Annotated in this window: 15 protein-coding genes and 1 riboswitch; of the genes, 13 read left to right on the forward strand and 2 right to left on the reverse strand. The window is 57.4% G+C overall.

Going from position 1 to position 15093, the window contains the following annotated elements:
* Nucleotides 1–23: 23 nt before the first annotated feature.
* The gene (locus AC6ROY_RS16790) at nt 24–1382 is read left to right on the forward strand and encodes a glucose 1-dehydrogenase (protein ID WP_500101727.1); all 1359 of its coding nucleotides are present in this window, start codon (nt 24–26) and stop codon (nt 1380–1382) included.
* 129 nt (nt 1383–1511) lie between these two features.
* Here the strand turns inward: AC6ROY_RS16790 and AC6ROY_RS16795 are convergent, their stop codons facing one another.
* Complete coding sequence (locus AC6ROY_RS16795) at nt 1512–1895, reverse strand: VOC family protein (protein WP_500101728.1); 384 nt, start codon at nt 1893–1895, stop codon at nt 1512–1514.
* Between the two features lie 280 nt (nt 1896–2175).
* Here AC6ROY_RS16795 and AC6ROY_RS16800 point away from each other — a divergent pair, with 280 nt between their 5' ends.
* From AC6ROY_RS16800 to AC6ROY_RS16840, 9 genes are all read left to right on the forward strand, one after another.
* Nucleotides 2176–3852, forward strand: a complete 1677-nt coding sequence (locus tag AC6ROY_RS16800) for an alkaline phosphatase (RefSeq protein WP_500101832.1) — start codon at nt 2176–2178, stop codon at nt 3850–3852.
* 102 nt (nt 3853–3954) lie between these two features.
* Nucleotides 3955–4656: an ABC transporter ATP-binding protein gene (locus AC6ROY_RS16805; protein WP_500101729.1), complete on the forward strand. Its 702-nt coding sequence runs from the start codon at nt 3955–3957 to the stop codon at nt 4654–4656.
* Nucleotides 4653–5921: an ABC transporter permease gene (locus AC6ROY_RS16810; protein WP_500101730.1), complete on the forward strand. Its 1269-nt coding sequence runs from the start codon at nt 4653–4655 to the stop codon at nt 5919–5921. Before AC6ROY_RS16805 ends, AC6ROY_RS16810 begins: the two co-directional genes overlap by 4 nt.
* A gap of 22 nt (nt 5922–5943) precedes the next feature.
* Complete coding sequence (locus AC6ROY_RS16815; protein WP_500101731.1) at nt 5944–6969, forward strand: hypothetical protein; 1026 nt, start codon at nt 5944–5946, stop codon at nt 6967–6969.
* A 152-nt stretch (nt 6970–7121) separates the two neighbouring features.
* Complete coding sequence (locus AC6ROY_RS16820; RefSeq protein WP_500101732.1) at nt 7122–7559, forward strand: disulfide oxidoreductase; 438 nt, start codon at nt 7122–7124, stop codon at nt 7557–7559.
* A 115-nt stretch (nt 7560–7674) separates the two neighbouring features.
* Nucleotides 7675–8760, forward strand: a complete 1086-nt coding sequence (locus tag AC6ROY_RS16825; protein WP_500101733.1) for a polysaccharide deacetylase family protein — start codon at nt 7675–7677, stop codon at nt 8758–8760.
* A gap of 123 nt (nt 8761–8883) precedes the next feature.
* Complete coding sequence (gene racE / locus AC6ROY_RS16830; protein ID WP_500101734.1) at nt 8884–9693, forward strand: glutamate racemase; 810 nt, start codon at nt 8884–8886, stop codon at nt 9691–9693.
* Nucleotides 9694–9764: 71 nt separating this feature from the next.
* Nucleotides 9765–10964 carry a M14 family zinc carboxypeptidase gene (locus AC6ROY_RS16835; protein WP_500101735.1) on the forward strand — a complete coding sequence of 400 codons (1200 nt, stop codon included), beginning with the start codon at nt 9765–9767 and terminating at the stop codon, nt 10962–10964.
* A gap of 121 nt (nt 10965–11085) precedes the next feature.
* Nucleotides 11086–11319 (forward strand): hypothetical protein, encoded by a 234-nt coding sequence (locus AC6ROY_RS16840; RefSeq protein WP_500101736.1) that lies wholly within the window; start codon nt 11086–11088, stop codon nt 11317–11319.
* 146 nt (nt 11320–11465) lie between these two features.
* Here the strand turns inward: AC6ROY_RS16840 and ytvI are convergent, their stop codons facing one another.
* A complete protein-coding gene (gene ytvI, locus AC6ROY_RS16845; RefSeq protein ID WP_500101737.1) occupies nt 11466–12584 on the reverse strand; it encodes a sporulation integral membrane protein YtvI in 1119 nt (372 codons plus the stop codon).
* 207 nt (nt 12585–12791) lie between these two features.
* On the opposite strand from ytvI, the gene AC6ROY_RS16850 reads away from it, so the two are divergent.
* From AC6ROY_RS16850 to AC6ROY_RS16860, 3 genes are all read left to right on the forward strand, one after another.
* On the forward strand, nt 12792–13094 hold the full coding sequence (locus AC6ROY_RS16850; protein ID WP_500101738.1) for an iron-sulfur cluster assembly accessory protein: 303 nt from the start codon (nt 12792–12794) through the stop codon (nt 13092–13094).
* Nucleotides 13095–13122: 28 nt separating this feature from the next.
* Complete coding sequence (locus AC6ROY_RS16855; RefSeq protein WP_500101739.1) at nt 13123–13350, forward strand: YuzB family protein; 228 nt, start codon at nt 13123–13125, stop codon at nt 13348–13350.
* 216 nt (nt 13351–13566) lie between these two features.
* On the forward strand, nt 13567–14817 hold the full coding sequence (locus tag AC6ROY_RS16860; protein WP_500101740.1) for an MDR family MFS transporter: 1251 nt from the start codon (nt 13567–13569) through the stop codon (nt 14815–14817).
* A gap of 118 nt (nt 14818–14935) precedes the next feature.
* A riboswitch (cyclic di-GMP riboswitch) is annotated at nt 14936–15029 on the forward strand.
* Nucleotides 15030–15093: the final 64 nt, after the last annotated feature.

Below are 15093 nucleotides of genomic sequence, written 5' to 3' on the forward strand. Positions count from 1 at the left end.
ACGCGGAGGGAGGCAGGACCAGTATGAATAAGAAACAGGCCGGGCTGACGCCAAAAGCTGGCGATGACGGGCGGGCGACGATGAAAGCCGTGCAGGTAACGGGCATGGGACGGCGCAGCGGAAAGGAGGGAGAAGGCGCTGTCGAACGCAGGCTGGAGCTGGCCGAAGTGGAGCTGCCTCCGCTGCGCTCTGCGGCTGATGTCCGGGTGCGCGTGTTATGCGTCGGGCTGGACGGAACAGACCGCGAGCTGTTGCGCGAAGGCTACGGCATGCCGCCGGACGGAGAGGACGCGCTGATTATCGGCCATGAGTCGCTGGGCGTCGTCGTGAAGGCTGATCCGGCTACCGGGCTGCGCCCGGGGGATGCGGTCAGCGCGCTGGTGCGGCGGCCGTGCGCCGAGCCGGGGTGTGTGAACTGCCGCAACGGGCAGCAGGATTATTGTGCCAGCGGCGAGTATGTCGAGCGGGGCATCAAGGGGCGGAACGGCTACATGTCCGAGTACTATGTGGACGAGGCGCGTTATCTGGTCAGGATTCCCGATAGCCAGCTGCGGCACGGGATGCTGACGGAGCCCCAAAGCATCGTCGAAAAGGTGTGGGACGAGGTGCAGCGCATTCAGCAGCGGCTTGTCTGGCAGCCGCGTACGGCGGTTGTGCTCGGCTCCGGCCCGCTCGGGCTGTTGGCCGCGCTGACGTGCCGCTGTCTCGGTCTGGACACCTGGGTCTGGTCGAAGTCAGCTGCCGACTCGGCCGGAGCGGACATCGTCCGGCAATGCGGCGCGGTGTACCAGCAGTCCGATGCATGGGGAGCACGGGAGGCGTCGGAAGCTCCGGAAGGAGCCAGGCGCGCCCCGGCAGCGGGGACGGTCAGCGACGCGTCCGATGCCGCTCGGACGAGGGGCGTCTCCGGGCAGCAGGCGTCGGGTCTGGCTGACTTTCTTCAAAGCAGCGGCCGCCGTGCCGATCTCATCCTCGAATGTACGGGCTACAGTCCGCTTGCCTTTGAAGCGATGGGCGCGCTTGGTCCCAATGGCGTGCTGGCGCTGCTGGGGGTGACGCCGGGCAGCACGAGCAGCGAGGTGCCTGTGGATTTTCTGAACCGGGAGCTGGTTCTGGAAAATAAATGCATTCTCGGCTCGGTGAATGCGTCCCGTAAAGATTTCGAGACTGGCTTGTACCGGCTTCAGCAAATCGAGGAGCGGTTCCCCGGCTTGCTGGACAAGCTGATTACGAACCGTCTGACGCTGGAGCAGCTGCCGGAGCTGGACTTCGCGAAGATTGGCATCAAGGCGGTCGTCGATCTGGCGCCTCCGCAGGAATGGACCCGGCTGGCGACGCCGGCCGAGGAAGGCAGAGCGGTTTCGTACAGCTTCTCCGTATGATTGCTCGAAGCTTCACAAGTCGTTAGACAAGGCAAATAACCTCCGCTCCCCGAAGCCTGCCGGGAGCTGGAGGTTATTTGTTGTCCTCAGGCGCTGCTTGCGACAGAGCTTACAGAATCCCGCATGAAGCTACTTTTGTGCAAGCTGAATGAGGTTGCCGCATGTATCGTCGAAGACAGCGATCGTCATTTCGCCCATTTTTGTCGGCTCCATTGTGAATTTCACGCTATTTTCCAACAATCGGTTGTACTCCTTCTGAATATCTGCGACGCCAAACATCGTGGCCGGGATGCCCTCGGCAAATATATTTTGTTGATATTTTTTGGCGGCCGGATGGTCATTCGGTTCGAGTAAAAGCTCGGTACCGTCTTGCTCTTCGGGAGAAACAAGCGTGATCCATCTAAATTTGCCGACAGGAACGTCGTGCTTTTTTACAAACCCCAGCGTTTCTGTATAAAACGTTAACGCCTTGTCCTGGTCCTGAACGAAAATACTTGTCACAATGATGTTCATCGTGCTTATACCTCCTTGAATAGTTGCGACATCTGCGCACTGCCTACTGGATTAGTTTACCCAGCCTTCAGCCATAGGTTATATCCGTTTTCGATTATTTACAAAAAATTCATCTCAATTTAATGGTTGCTTTACACTGTTCTAATGCTCCGTTGACGCTGGTTGTTACAATTTAAATATGATCAGATGATCAACTATAACGGTGTTGGAGGTATTTCCATTGAGAAAGCAAGTTAATAAAATGGTTTTAAGTACGATTTTGGCGCTGTCGGTGCTGCCTATGCAAGCAGGTATTGCCGCTGATGCCGTCCAGCCTGCCGGCGCAGCTGTCGCTGCAGCAGCTCCCGCTTCCAAAAACTTGATCGTCCTGATCGGCGACGGCATGGGGCCTGCACAGGTTTCGGCTGGCCGTAACTACTTGAAATATCAAAAAGGCATCGACCACCTGAACCTGGATAGCATCTATGTCGGCCAAGCTACGACCTATGCAGACCGTGGTGAAGACGGCGGCACTATCGTATCCGGCGTCGTGACGGACTCGGCTTCGGCGGGCACCGCATTTGCTACAGGCCATAAAACATATAACGCCGGTATCAGCGTATCGAACGAGGATGCTTCCAAGCCTTTCGCTTCCGTCGTTGAAGCGGCTGAGAAAAAAGGCAAAGCGACAGGCCTTGTGACAACTGCCCGTATTACCCATGCTACGCCTGCTGTTTTCGCATCGCATGTACGCAGCCGCGATAACGAAAACGCGATTGCTTCCCAATATTTGGACAGCGGCGTTGACGTGTTGTTCGGCGGCGGCAGCGACTTCTTTATCAGCAAGGAAGAAAAGGGCAAGCGCGCGGACAAGAGCATTATCGGCGACTTCGAAGCGAAGGGCTACAGCTATGTCAAGGACGCAAGCGGCCTGAACGCGCTGCCTGCAACGACTGGCAAGGCGCTTGGCTTGTTCGGCAAATCGCATGTCAGCTATACGCCGGACCGGACGGCTGAGGTGCCAAGCCTGGCCCAAATGACGACGAAGGCGATTGACATTTTGTCGCAGGATCAAAACGGGTTCGTCATGATGATTGAAGGCGGCCGGATCGACCATGCGGCGCATGCGAACGACTTCCCTTCGACGGTGCAGGAAGTGCTCGACTTCGACGCTGCGGTGAAGGTAGCGCTGGATTTCGCGAAGAAGGACGGCAACACGTCGATCGTCATTACCGCTGACCACGAAACAGGCGGCTTGTCATTGTCGCGCGACAACATTTATGAGCTGAACCTTGACCTGTGGGACAAGCAAAAAAATTCCTCCGAATTTATCGCCGGCAAGCTGAAGGCAGCTAAAACGGTTGAGGAAGTTAAAGCGATCGTATCGGCCAACACGTGGATTCAGGATTTGTCCGATGAGGAAGCGCAATCTATCCTGAAGGGCGACGGCTCCTCGTATGCGCAAGAGGGCGCCTACAACGCGGTTGTATCGAAGCGTCTCCTGATCGGCTGGAGCGGACATGGACATTCCGGCGTTGACGTTGGCGTCTGGGCGTACGGTCCGATTGCCGACAAGGTACAGGGCCAAATCGACAATACCCAAATCGCACTGGCTTCTGCGGAAATTGTCGGTGTAGACCTGGTCGCTACTTCGGCCGAAATGCAAGCAAAATATTTGTATCCGAAGTTTAAAGTAACGCGCGACGGCGCGGTGCTGTATCCGGCTAAAGCAGTTGGCGAGGCGCTGGGCAGCCAGGTTGCCTGGAATGCGGCAGACCGTTCGGTAACTCTGGACAACGCAGGCAAAAAGATGGTTGTCAGCATTGATACGCTGCAGGTGACGCTGGATGGAGCCGATGCAGGCTTCAAAGCCAATGTAGACAATGGCATGCTTTATTTGCCGCTGGATGCCTTCAGCAAGCTGACAGGCAAAGCTTTGACGTGGGATGCGCTGTCCGAGCGAATCGTAAAGCCTTAGAATCGTAAAGCCCTAATTAAGATAGCAGCTTAATTCCATACACAGAGGCGCAGGAGAGCCGAGGCTCTCCTGTCCTGTTTTTCTGAAAGGAGTCCAGTTACGGTGATTCGCATTCAAGGGTTGGAAAAATCGTTCCGTCTGCAGGGACAGACGCTGCCGATTTTGCAGATCGGGCAATGGTCGGTGGCTCCGAAAGAGCGGGTGGCGATTATCGGTCCGAGCGGCAGCGGCAAAAGCACTCTGCTGCACATGATCGGCGGCGTCATTCCTGCGGACAAGGGCGACATTATCGTTGACGGGCACCCGGTTACGTCGCTGGAGGAGTCAAGGCGGGATGCGTTTCGGGCGCGGCATATCGGGTATATTTTTCAGGATTTTCACTTGATTCCGTCTCTGACGGCGAAGCAAAATGTCGAGCTGGTGCTGGAGAGGACCGGGTCGGCGGCGGCCCGCAGCCGCCTGATCGAATCGTGGTTCGCCAAGGTCGGGCTGAGCGACCGGCAGCAGCATCTGCCTGCCCAGCTGTCCCGCGGTCAGCAGCAGCGTGTCGCCATGATCCGGGCGCTGATCAATCGTCCGCCGGTTGTGCTGGCCGATGAGCCTACAGGCAGCCTGGACTGGGAGACGGCCGGGGCGGTTATGGAGCTGCTGCTGGGCTTGTGTGCGCAGGAAGGGCTGACGCTGCTGACGGTAACGCATGATCTTCATCTGGCGCAGCAGTTTCCGCGTGTCGTCAATATGACGGAAATAAATGAGCTGCTGCAAGCCAAGTCGCCCACGGAAGCCGGGAGGGCGGTCGGATGAGCGGATGGACGCTGATTGTCAGAAATATTGTGCACCGCAAAACGCTTTCGCTGCTGACGGTGCTTGCGGTTGCCATCACGACTTCCTTGTTTGTGCTGCTGCTGCAAAGCCGGGAAGCGGTCGAGCAGGGCGCCCAGAAGGGCTACGGCCCGTTTGAGCTGGTTGTCGGCGCCGATGGCAGCGAATCGCAGCTGGTGCTGAATGCGTTCTACAGGCTGGGTGCGCCGACCGGCAACATTCCTCATACGGTTCTGGAGTCGCTGCAAAAGGAGCCGGAAGTAGAAGCCGCGTATGCGCTGACCGCAGGCGATCAATTCAACGGTTTTCCGATCATCGGCATTGACCCCGGCTATTTCCAGACGCGTTATGCGGACCGCAAGCTGGCTGAGGGACATCTGTACAGGGAGCTGGGCGAGGTCACGCTGGGCTACGAGGTGGCCCGGAAGCTGAAGGTCAAGCTCGGCGATACGTTCCACGGCAGCCATGGCCTGATCGCGGGTCATTCCATGGAAAAAGAGGAGCATGCAGACGAGCACGGTCATGCGGAGGAGAAAGAGTATGAAGACGAGCATGCAGCCGGGCATGAGGGCGAGGTGCATGATGCGCATGCCGGCTTCACGTATCGGGTCGCGGGTATTTTGCCCAAGCTGAACACGGCCGATGACCGCACCGTCTTCACGACGGTCGATCATGCGTGGGCGGTGCATGCGAATCAATCCGAGGTGCGCGATGTGACCGCTGTGCTCGTAAAGCCGCGTTCCCTGCTCGGCACTCAGCTGGTCAAGCAGAAATATGATCAGCTGGAGAAGGTGCAAGCCGTATACAGCAGCAAAGCGGTAGGCGATGTATTAAATCTCGTCGACACAGGGACGCAGCTGTTGCTGATCGTGATGCTGATCTGCGTGCTGCTGGCCGCCGTATCGATTGTTTTATCGTTGACGGCAGCTGTTCAGGAACGGAAGAAGGATGTCGGCTTGCTCCGGTTGATCGGGAAGGGCCGGACGTATATTGTCGGTATTTTGGTCGGTGAAGGCACGCTGCTGACGGCGGCCGGGCTGCTGCTCGGGCTAGTCGCCGGGCACGGGATCGGTTGGCTGGCAAGTGATCCGCTGCTTGCGTATGCGGGCATTCAGCTGGCGGTTATGGCTCCGGTCGGGGATTTGCTCGTGCTGGCGCTGGGCACGCTTGTGCTGGGTGCTGTCGCTTCGGCCATTCCGGCAGCGCGGATTTATCGGGTGGATGCGCTGACGTTGTTCCGCAATTAAGCGATGGAAGGATGATCTGGATATGACGAAGCAAAGATGGACAGTGGTTCTGTGCGCGGGTCTGATTGTTGCGCTCGCAGGCTGCGGTCAAGCTAAACAAGCCCCGGAAGCGGGTTCGTTCGCGGAAGCGGGGCAAGCGGCTGTTCAGCCGGCAGCCTCCGGCGCGGGGGCGGGGGCCACGGCGAGCCCGCAACCGGCTGCAGCGCCAAGCGTGAAGCCGTCGGGCAGTGAGACGACAGCCCCGGCCGCAGGCGCGGGAACGGGAGCCACGGCGAGCCCGCAACCGGCCGCAGCGCCAAGCGTGAAGCCGTCGGGCAGTGAGACGACAGCCCCGGCCGCAAGCGCGGGAACGGGAGCTTCGGCGAGCCCGGAGACGGCCGCAGCGCCAAGCGTGAAGCCGTCGAGCGGTGAGACGACAGCGTCTAGCGCAGGCGCGGGAGCGGGAGCCTCTGCGAGCCCGCAGGCGGCTGCAGCGGTAAGCGTGAAGCCGTCGGGCGGCGATGCGACAACGTCTAGCGCAGGCGCGGGAGCGGGAGCCTCTGCGAGCCAGCAGGCGGCCGCAGCGCCAAGCGCCGCAGCTTCGTCGGGCAGCGAGCCGGCAGCGCCAGCCGGAGGAGCCACGGCCGCCGCCGTCAAGTCTGAAGCGACGGCAGCCGCAGCCAAGGCGGCGCAAGGCTTGCCCAAGATCAAGTGGTCCGAATTTTTCGACGATGACAAGCAAAACCGTCCTTCGGAAAAGTTCTGGGATTTGAGCGAGCAGCATAAAACTGTGCAAATCAACGGCTACATGGGCGAGGTGCTTTCCTTCGACAAGCATTGGTTTCTGCTGATCCCCGAGCCTGGAGCGGAATGTCCGTTCGACAACGGCGATGAGACGTACTGGAACAAAATTATGATGGTGTTTGTCCCTGACGACGTGAAGCTGCGTTATACAACCGGTCCGCTCAAAATTACCGGGCGGCTTGATGTAGGCGTCAAGGTTGACGAATCCGGCTACAAAACGATGTTCCGGCTTTATGACGCGAAGTTCGAGCCGATCAAGGAATAGACCGGAGCTAGGTACCCGAATAAGTTGAGAGTGTAAGCCGCAAGCCCGATGGACCTGAAGCCCGTCCGGGCTTTTTGGCATTCTTTCATGCGGCTGGTTAATAGTGATATAATAAATTGATTTCATTCGATAGCAAAGAAGGAGCAGACGTGATGCGGTGGAAAGCTTTCATTCGCGAGAACGGCATTCATTTTTCGTGGGTAGTTGCAGTTGTAGCTACGATGGGCAGTTTGTATTTTTCCGAGATTTTGCATTACGAGCCATGCAAGCTGTGCTGGTACCAGCGCATCCTGATGTACCCGCTGGCGCTGATCCTCGGCATTGCCGCCGTACGCAAGGACAAGCGGATTTATTTGTACGTGCTGCCGCTGTCCGTCTGGGGAGCCGGTATTTCCCTGTACCACTACCTGATGCAGAAAACCGACCTGTTTAAGGATGGAGCCACCTCCTGCGGCCTTGTGCCCTGCGATGTCGATTATATCGACTGGTTTGGCTTCGTTACGATTCCGTTCCTCGCGCTTGTCGCCTTCGTGCTGATCAGCGTGCTGATGGTGCTGCTGTGGGCAGCCGGACGCGGAGAATCCAAGTAAGGCTGGAAGACATCAGGCACCTGTGAGGCAGCCGTCAGTCGCCAGAGCGTGAGGTCTCTTGTATACTGGAGCATAGATAACTAGCTAGACCTGGCTGTGACTGGAGGATGGCAGCATGAGCAGAGCAACCCCCGCAAGCTGGCTGGCGCTGACTGCGCTGGCTGTTGGATTGACCGCTTGCAGCGGAAATGACGGCGGCACAAGCGACAAAGCAGCGCCAGCCGCGCCGCCGCCGCGCGTTCAGCCGCAGGAGGAGGAGAATCGCCCGGACCTGATGCCGGCCCCGCCTGTGAACGCGGTGACATCGGGCGGCGAAGCATCCGATGCAGCGGCTCCGGCGAAGCCCGGCTCCGAGGCGGCAGCCCAGCGGCCCGAGACGGCCGGGCCGCCGTCAGCCGGTGAAGCGGCTGCCGGGAAGACGGCCACCGGCGCTGTCTACGGCGGCGTCCGCAATCCGGCCGCTGCTGCCGCCGGCACGCAAGTCGCCAAGCCGCAGGAGCCGGGCAGCGGCGATAAGAAGGCGCTGTCGTGGTATTACATGAAGCAAGCAAAGGGGAAGGTCCCCGGCTTTCCCGGCGATACGAAAGCTTTTACGAAGGATATGAAGGCGTTGTGGGTCGGCAGCGGCAAAAAAGTGTATTTGACGATTGATACAGGCGGAGATTTGGGCGATACGAAAACGCTGGTGAAGGCGCTTAAGGATAACGATGCCAAGGCGAACTTTTTTATTGCGGGCTACAATGTCAAGAAAAATCCGGAGTTTGTCCGCCAGCTGGTGAAGGACGGGCATCTGGTCGCCAATCATACGATGACGCATACGGATATGAATCTTCAGAGCGACGAGCAGGTCCGCAAGGAAATCAAGGACTACGAGCAGCTGTACAAGGAAGTGACGGGCGAGGACATGCAGCCGTATTTCCGGTTTCCGTATGGCAGGTATAGCCAGCATCTGCTGCAGCTTGTGTCGGAGCTCGGGTATTCGTCCGTGTTCTGGTCCACGGCGATGCGCGACTGGGAGCCCCGGAAAAACGGCGCGGAAGATCCGTATAACGATATTATGAATAATTTGCATGACGGCAACATTATTTTGATGCATCAGGGCTCGCCGGAAAATATTCAGGCGCTTGACCGGATCATCAAGGCAATCAAGCAAGCAGGCTATACGCTGGCGCTGCTGGACGATATTCAGCCTCCGAAGTGAAGGAGCGCCTTGTGGCTGCCGGCGGCTGCCGGACAACCGTCAAGGTACCTTTCCTCCCGGGCTTACATATGCTGTAGCAGCAGTCGGTCTTACACATCTTATTGACGAAGGAAGCGAACAGACGTGCAGCAAGCGATTGCCATATTGGATTCAGGAGTCGGCGGACTAACGGTAGCCAAGGAGATTATGCGCCAGCTGCCGCAGGAGAAAATCCTCTATTTCGGCGATACCGCGCGGACGCCTTACGGTCCGAGGCCGGCGGAGGAGGTCATCACATTTACGCATCAAATCGTCGATTATTTACTCCAATACCAGCCCAAGATGATCGTAATCGCTTGCAATACGGCGACGGCGGTGGCTATTGAGGAGATCAGGGCACGCTTGCCGATTCCGGTCATCGGTGTCATTCATCCCGGCGCGCGCGCGGCGATCAAGTCAACCCGCAACCAGTTTGTCGGCGTGATCGGCACAGAGGGAACGATCCGCAGCGGAGCGTATGAGCAGGCGCTGCGGCAAATTTCGCCGCAAATTAAAGTTGTGAGTATGGCTTGTCCCCAGTTTGTGCCGCTTGTGGAGCGCGGCTTGTTTCGTACGGACCGGACAACGGAGGTTGTGGCCCAGACGCTGGAGGAGCTGCGCGGCGTAGCTCTCGATTGTCTGATTCTCGGCTGTACGCACTACCCGTTTCTATCCGATGCGATCAGTCAGGCGATGGGGCCGGGTGTGAAGCTGATCAGCTCGGCCGACGAGACGGCACGCGAGGTCAGCACGATTTTGTATCACAAGGGGATGCTGGCCAGAAGCCCGGTCATCCCGGTGCATCAGTTTTTTTGCAGCGGCGATCCGGTCATGTTCCGCACCATTGCCCAAAGCTGGCTCGCGGAGCAGATCCGGGTGACGCCGATTGTCTGGCAGGTTCCGAATATTAGCTGACGCTCCGGCATATGTTGGTGAAAACCCGTGCCCTCAGCGGCCCGGGTACGATGCCGGAGGTGGTGGGAGCGATGACCTTTCCTTACAGGATCAGGAGGGGCGATACATGGGAGCGGATCGCGCTGCGGTACGGATTGTCCGTGAACGAGTTGTTCCGGGTAAACGATAACCTGCATGAACATAGCGGGCTGCGGCCGGGGTTGACGGTGCGGATTCCAATCTCGCCCGCTTGCAGCTATGTGCTGCAAGCGGGCGATACGCTGGACGGGGTGGCCCGCCGCTTCGGACTGGAGCCGGATCAGCTGCTGGAGATCAACCCAGGTGTACATCCCCGCCGTCTGCGTATCGGACAAACTATCGCCCTGCCGCAGCTGCACGGCATTGTACGTGCCGAAAACGGCGGCTACAGCTGCGCCGCAATGGCCGGTCAGCTGGAGCAGCTAAGGTCGGCTTATCCGTTTCTGGAAATCGGAGAGATCGGCCGCAGCGTGATGGGGCAGCCGATCTCTTACATTCGGATCGGCAGCGGAGCGCGTGAAATTCATTATAACGGCGCTTTTCATGCCAATGAATGGCTGACCTCGCTGCTGCTGATGCGTTTCGCCGAAAGTTATGCCGCTGCCCTCCAGAGCGGGGGGAGGATCGGCGGGCGCGAGGCGAGTCAGCTGCTGGCCGACACCTCGTTGTGGCTTGTCCCGATGGTTAATCCGGACGGCGTTGATCTGGCGCTGCAGGGCGTAGACGGCGGACATCCGTACGCCGAGCAGCTGCTGCGCTGGAATAGCGGCTCGCCGGATTTCTCCGGATGGAAAGCCAACATTCGCGGCGTCGATCTGAACGATCAGTTTCCGGCCTACTGGGAGGCGGAACGGGATCGGCGCGCGGTAGACGGACCGGGGCCGCGTGATTATACAGGTCCTTGCCCGTTGTCGGAGCCGGAAGCAAGTGCAGTCGCTGCTTTCACCGCCAGCCGGAATTTCCGGCTGGTGATGGCGTTTCACACACAGGGCCGGGAAATTTACTGGAATTACCGGGATTACGAGCCGGAGGAGTCCGCTGCGCTCGCTGCGCGGCTGCAGGAGCTGAGCGGCTATGAGGCGGTGCGCCTGACGGGCAGCGATGCCGGCTACAAGGACTGGTTCATCCGCGAGTACCGGCGGCCGGGATTTACGATTGAAGCAGGCTGCGGCGTCAACCCGCTGCCGCTTGAGCAGTTTGGCCGTATATACCGCGATTTGCTGCCGCTGCTGGTGGAAGGCTTGCTGCTGTGAGCGTAGATGAACAGACCGCTGGTTTCTAGCTGAAACCAGCGGTCTTTTTTCGGGTATTATAGAGTATATCCACGTAGATCCACCGAGACAAGCCTATCAATCGTGAGGAGGTTGAGCGATAATGATCAAACGTTTATGGTCGTTGCGGCAATGGGGGCATGTGTTCCGCAGGATCGTCCCGCTGCTTCGCTCACGCAAGGTGCCGTTGGGGGAAAAGCTGCTGTTTGCGCTGCCTGCGTTGATTTACGGGGTTGCGCCGGATTTGCTGCCCTTTCTCCCGATCGATGACATTGCGGTGACGCTGCTGTTGATGAACATGTTTACAGAGCGGGCCGAGCGCAAGTATGGCGCATAGCTCCGGACATCGGCGGAGAGGCGAGTCATTTCGCCGAATGGCGCAGAAAGGCGCCTCCAGAGCCGGGTCGAGCAAGTGTTTACCCGCCCCGACTGTAAAAAAGGGGATTCCGATCTCGAAGCCTCGTGATCAGGAATCCCCTTTGTTCATTTAAACTTGAGCGTCTCGGCGTCCGGCTCATATTCCTCCGCAGGCATGCGAATCCAGCTTTTCAAGTAGCCCTGCTCATACAGCGCCTTGATTAAAATAATGAGCACAGGCGATAAAATCAGACCGGCTACGCCAAACAGCTGCAGCGAAATAATCATAAACGCGAGCATGGTGAAGGCTGATACGCCGAGGGAGTCTCCGGTAATTTTCGGCTCAAGAATTTGCCGGGCTCCGATGACGACGGCCAGCAGTATCGCCAGCCAGATGGCCAGTGTCGTCTGGCCGACGACAAGCAGGTACACGATCCACGGGACAAACAAGGTGGATACGCCCAGCAGCGGCAGCACATCGAAGATGGCGGCCAGCAGTGAGATCGAGAAGGCGTTGTTGACGCCAAGCGCCAGCAGCGCGACGAAAATGACAGCAAAGGTGATGCTGATCAGCTTCGTCTGGGCCTTTACATAAGAAAGGATGCCGATCAGCACATTTTCACGGAGAAACTGGAATGCCTTCTTGAACGTTTTCGGCGTTTTCTCCGCAGCGATCCGGTTCCAGGACTGAATCTCGATGCTGAGGAAGTAAGCGAGAATAATACCGATGACGAAGTTGACGACAAAGGTGGACACCGACGTCAGCATGCCGAACAGTCCAATCAGCGAATTGCGGGCGATCAAGGTCAGCTTCTGGATAATATCGACCGAATATTCCTTCGCTTTGTTCACCAGATCAAGGTCCACGGGCAGCGTGCCGATGAGCGATTGAACTTGCTCGGTGCGGTTGAACAACTGCTGCTGTAAAATGCTGGCGTAGTCGGGCAGCTTGTCGGCCAGCCAAATAATTTGGGCGGTAAAGATGGCGCCGGCCCCTGTAATGACGCCCAAAATGATAACAACAAATACAAGCGTGGAAATGGCTGAAGCGATCGGCTTGGGCAGTCCTCTGCGATGCAGGAAACGGGCCAGCGGTTCAACGATGACATAAATGACGAGGGCGATAAAAATAGGCTTGGCCAAATTGTACACATAGCTGAACAAAAACATAAACAAGTACACAGTTACAACGAGCAGCGCGATATCGAAGATCGTTTTCGAATACTTCCGATAAAACGGGATCATTCGTTCACCTTAGCCTTTCCGGTCATCGTTTTTTCTTTCCTTCATCTTAAAAGACGCCGCGCTTCCGCGCAAGTCTCGTTGCATTACGAGTGTGGATTCTCTTGGTTTCATCCGCTTTCCTACACATTTGCCGGCAGCTAACGGTTGCTTTCGTCCCCCGGTTTTTATACAATAGGGGAAATACAGAGTGGGAGACGTGACTTGACGATGAAATGTAAAATTTCGCGCAACGCGGCCAAGATGCTGCGGGCTGAGCTGGATCAGGAAGAAAATAAGGAACTGAAGCTTCGCGTATACGTGACGCATTCGCATGGCGACCATGCCCACTATGGCATGTCGATGGACACGCAGACCGATAATGATGAGCTTGTCACAACGGATAGCGGCATCGAGGTGCTGCTGCAGAAGGACGAGCCTATGCTGGACGGCATCCGCGTGGATTATTTCTATGTGCCGGAGGAAGGCTTCGCCGTTACGAATCCAAGCAAGGGGAATCACGGGGACCATTGATCAGGCCGCGCTAAGAAAGGAATGCCGGATGGCTAACGATATACGGGTTTGCGACAAATGCAAGCATATGAAAATGAAAACAGCGGTGTCCAAGCTGCAAAAGCTGGCGCCCGACGCTGACATCAAGGTGGGCTGCAAGTCGTATTGCGGCCCCTGCTCGCGCTTCGCGTTTATTTTTATCAACGGCCGGTATGTGACCGGCAAAACCGAAGACGAGGCAATTGAAAAAGCAAGCAAATATGTAAAGAAGCAATGATTTATTCTCACTGATTCGCGTATCTCCGGGGCCAGCCGCTCCGGGGATTTTTTTATTTCAGGGCTTCGATCAGAAGCTTTCCTCACTGCTCTATTTTGGAAATTGAAAGGAATGTTCCAGCGATATTTTCAAAAAAGCTGTCCAGAACCGCGCCCATCCTGTATAATAACTCTCAATCTATTTTTTACCTCAGGTTAATAAAAGGAGTTAAGTCGTATGCTGGCGTCCCTGTTGGATCAAAGCCGGGTCCGGGCAGTCCGGTTCTGGAAAAATTATCACCCGATTGTCCATGTGCTGCTTGTCGGGACGGTGCTTGCGCGTACCGCGTCTTCGATGAGCATGCCTTTCCTGGCCATTTATCTGGCGCGGGAATCGGCACTGAGCCCTGTGCTGATCGGCCTGATCATCGGTTCAGGCTCGCTTGCAGGCACCTTTGGCGGTTTTATCGGCGGCGCGCTGTCCGATCGGCTCGGGCGCAAGCTGATCATGATGATTGCGCTGTGCGGCTGGGTGCTCGTGTTCGGCGGCTTCGCACTTGCAAAAGCGCCGATCGTGTTCATGCTGCTGAATATGCTGAACGGGCTGTGCCGTTCGTTGTACGAGCCGGTATCCCAGGCGCTGATGGCGGACGTAACGCCCAAGGAGAAGCGGCTGCGTGTATTTTCGTTGCGGTATCTGGCGATTAATATCGGCGTGGCGATCGGCCCGCTCCTTGGCGCGCTGCTCGGCACACTGGAGGCGTGGCTGCCGTTTCTGATTACGGCCTGTCTGTATCTCCTGTATACGATTATGCTGTACGCGCTGCTGCAGGCATGCGGGATCAGTCGGATTGATGGTGAGAACCGCAGCGGTTTGACGGTGGGCGCAGCCTGGAAGGTTATCCGCCATGATCGTATATTCCGCTACTATATCGGCGGCGGCATTATCGCGGCAATCGGTTATTCGCAGATGATGGCGACCTTATCGCAATATGTATCGGAAAGCGTGGCAGATGGCGCGCTGCTGTTTGCCTGGCTGATGAGCCTCAATGCGGTGACGGTTGTGCTGCTTCAGGTGCCGCTGAGCCGCTGGGCGGAGAAACGAGATCCGCTGAAGGCGATTATGGCGGGCGGCCTCCTGTTTGCGCTGGGCGATATCGGATATGCGCTGGCTGACAACATGGCGCTGTTTATGCTGTCGATGTTTGTGTTTTCGCTGGGGGAAATTTTGAACTATCCGGCGGCCAATGTGCTGATTGACCGGCTTGCGCCGGACGGCATGCGCGGGACGTATTACGGCGCGCAGTCGATGGCGAATCTGGGCCACTTTATCGGGCCTGTGATCGGCGGCTATTTGCTGGCGCAGTGGGGAGGCGGACCTATGTTTACGACCATCGCAGCGGTTACGCTTGCCGGCCTGTATTTGTATTGGAGGGGCTTTCAACTCCACGAAATGATTCGAAAGTCCTTATATGCGGGGAGAAATTAGTTACAAAGCAGGATGCGACTGCTGTTGCCGATCTCTTATTCTTATACTAATCAGGAAGCTTGATCTTTCTGAATGCGGCAACAAGGAAGACACATACGTTACCATACGATTCGAACGTACCCGATAAGGGCAAACCGGGCGAAAGCCTGCGGACGCAAAGCTACAGGGGCTTAGGCGCATGACATCAGGCGCGATGCCAGCCAGCTTCCGAAGGAACGGAGCGATTCTTGAGCGATAGGGAGAAACGACTCTTGTGCCGGGACCACGGGAAGTCGT

The sequence above is a fragment of the Paenibacillus sp. sg306046 genome (genome assembly GCF_059821225.1).

Coding starts and splice junctions, on each gene's coding strand:
- AC6ROY_RS16790 (WP_500101727.1), top strand. CDS start 24: ATGAATAAGAAACAGGCCGGGCTGACGCCAAAAGCTGGCGATGACGGG.
- AC6ROY_RS16795 (WP_500101728.1), bottom strand. CDS start 1,895: ATGAACATCATTGTGACAAGTATTTTCGTTCAGGACCAGGACAAGGCG.
- AC6ROY_RS16800 (WP_500101832.1), top strand. CDS start 2,176: ATGCAAGCAGGTATTGCCGCTGATGCCGTCCAGCCTGCCGGCGCAGCT.
- AC6ROY_RS16810 (WP_500101730.1), top strand. CDS start 4,653: ATGAGCGGATGGACGCTGATTGTCAGAAATATTGTGCACCGCAAAACG.
- AC6ROY_RS16815 (WP_500101731.1), top strand. CDS start 5,944: ATGACGAAGCAAAGATGGACAGTGGTTCTGTGCGCGGGTCTGATTGTT.
- AC6ROY_RS16820 (WP_500101732.1), top strand. CDS start 7,122: ATGCGGTGGAAAGCTTTCATTCGCGAGAACGGCATTCATTTTTCGTGG.
- AC6ROY_RS16825 (WP_500101733.1), top strand. CDS start 7,675: ATGAGCAGAGCAACCCCCGCAAGCTGGCTGGCGCTGACTGCGCTGGCT.
- AC6ROY_RS16835 (WP_500101735.1), top strand. CDS start 9,765: ATGACCTTTCCTTACAGGATCAGGAGGGGCGATACATGGGAGCGGATC.
- AC6ROY_RS16840 (WP_500101736.1), top strand. CDS start 11,086: ATGATCAAACGTTTATGGTCGTTGCGGCAATGGGGGCATGTGTTCCGC.
- ytvI (WP_500101737.1), bottom strand. CDS start 12,584: ATGATCCCGTTTTATCGGAAGTATTCGAAAACGATCTTCGATATCGCG.
- AC6ROY_RS16850 (WP_500101738.1), top strand. CDS start 12,792: ATGAAATGTAAAATTTCGCGCAACGCGGCCAAGATGCTGCGGGCTGAG.
- AC6ROY_RS16855 (WP_500101739.1), top strand. CDS start 13,123: ATGGCTAACGATATACGGGTTTGCGACAAATGCAAGCATATGAAAATG.
- AC6ROY_RS16860 (WP_500101740.1), top strand. CDS start 13,567: ATGCTGGCGTCCCTGTTGGATCAAAGCCGGGTCCGGGCAGTCCGGTTC.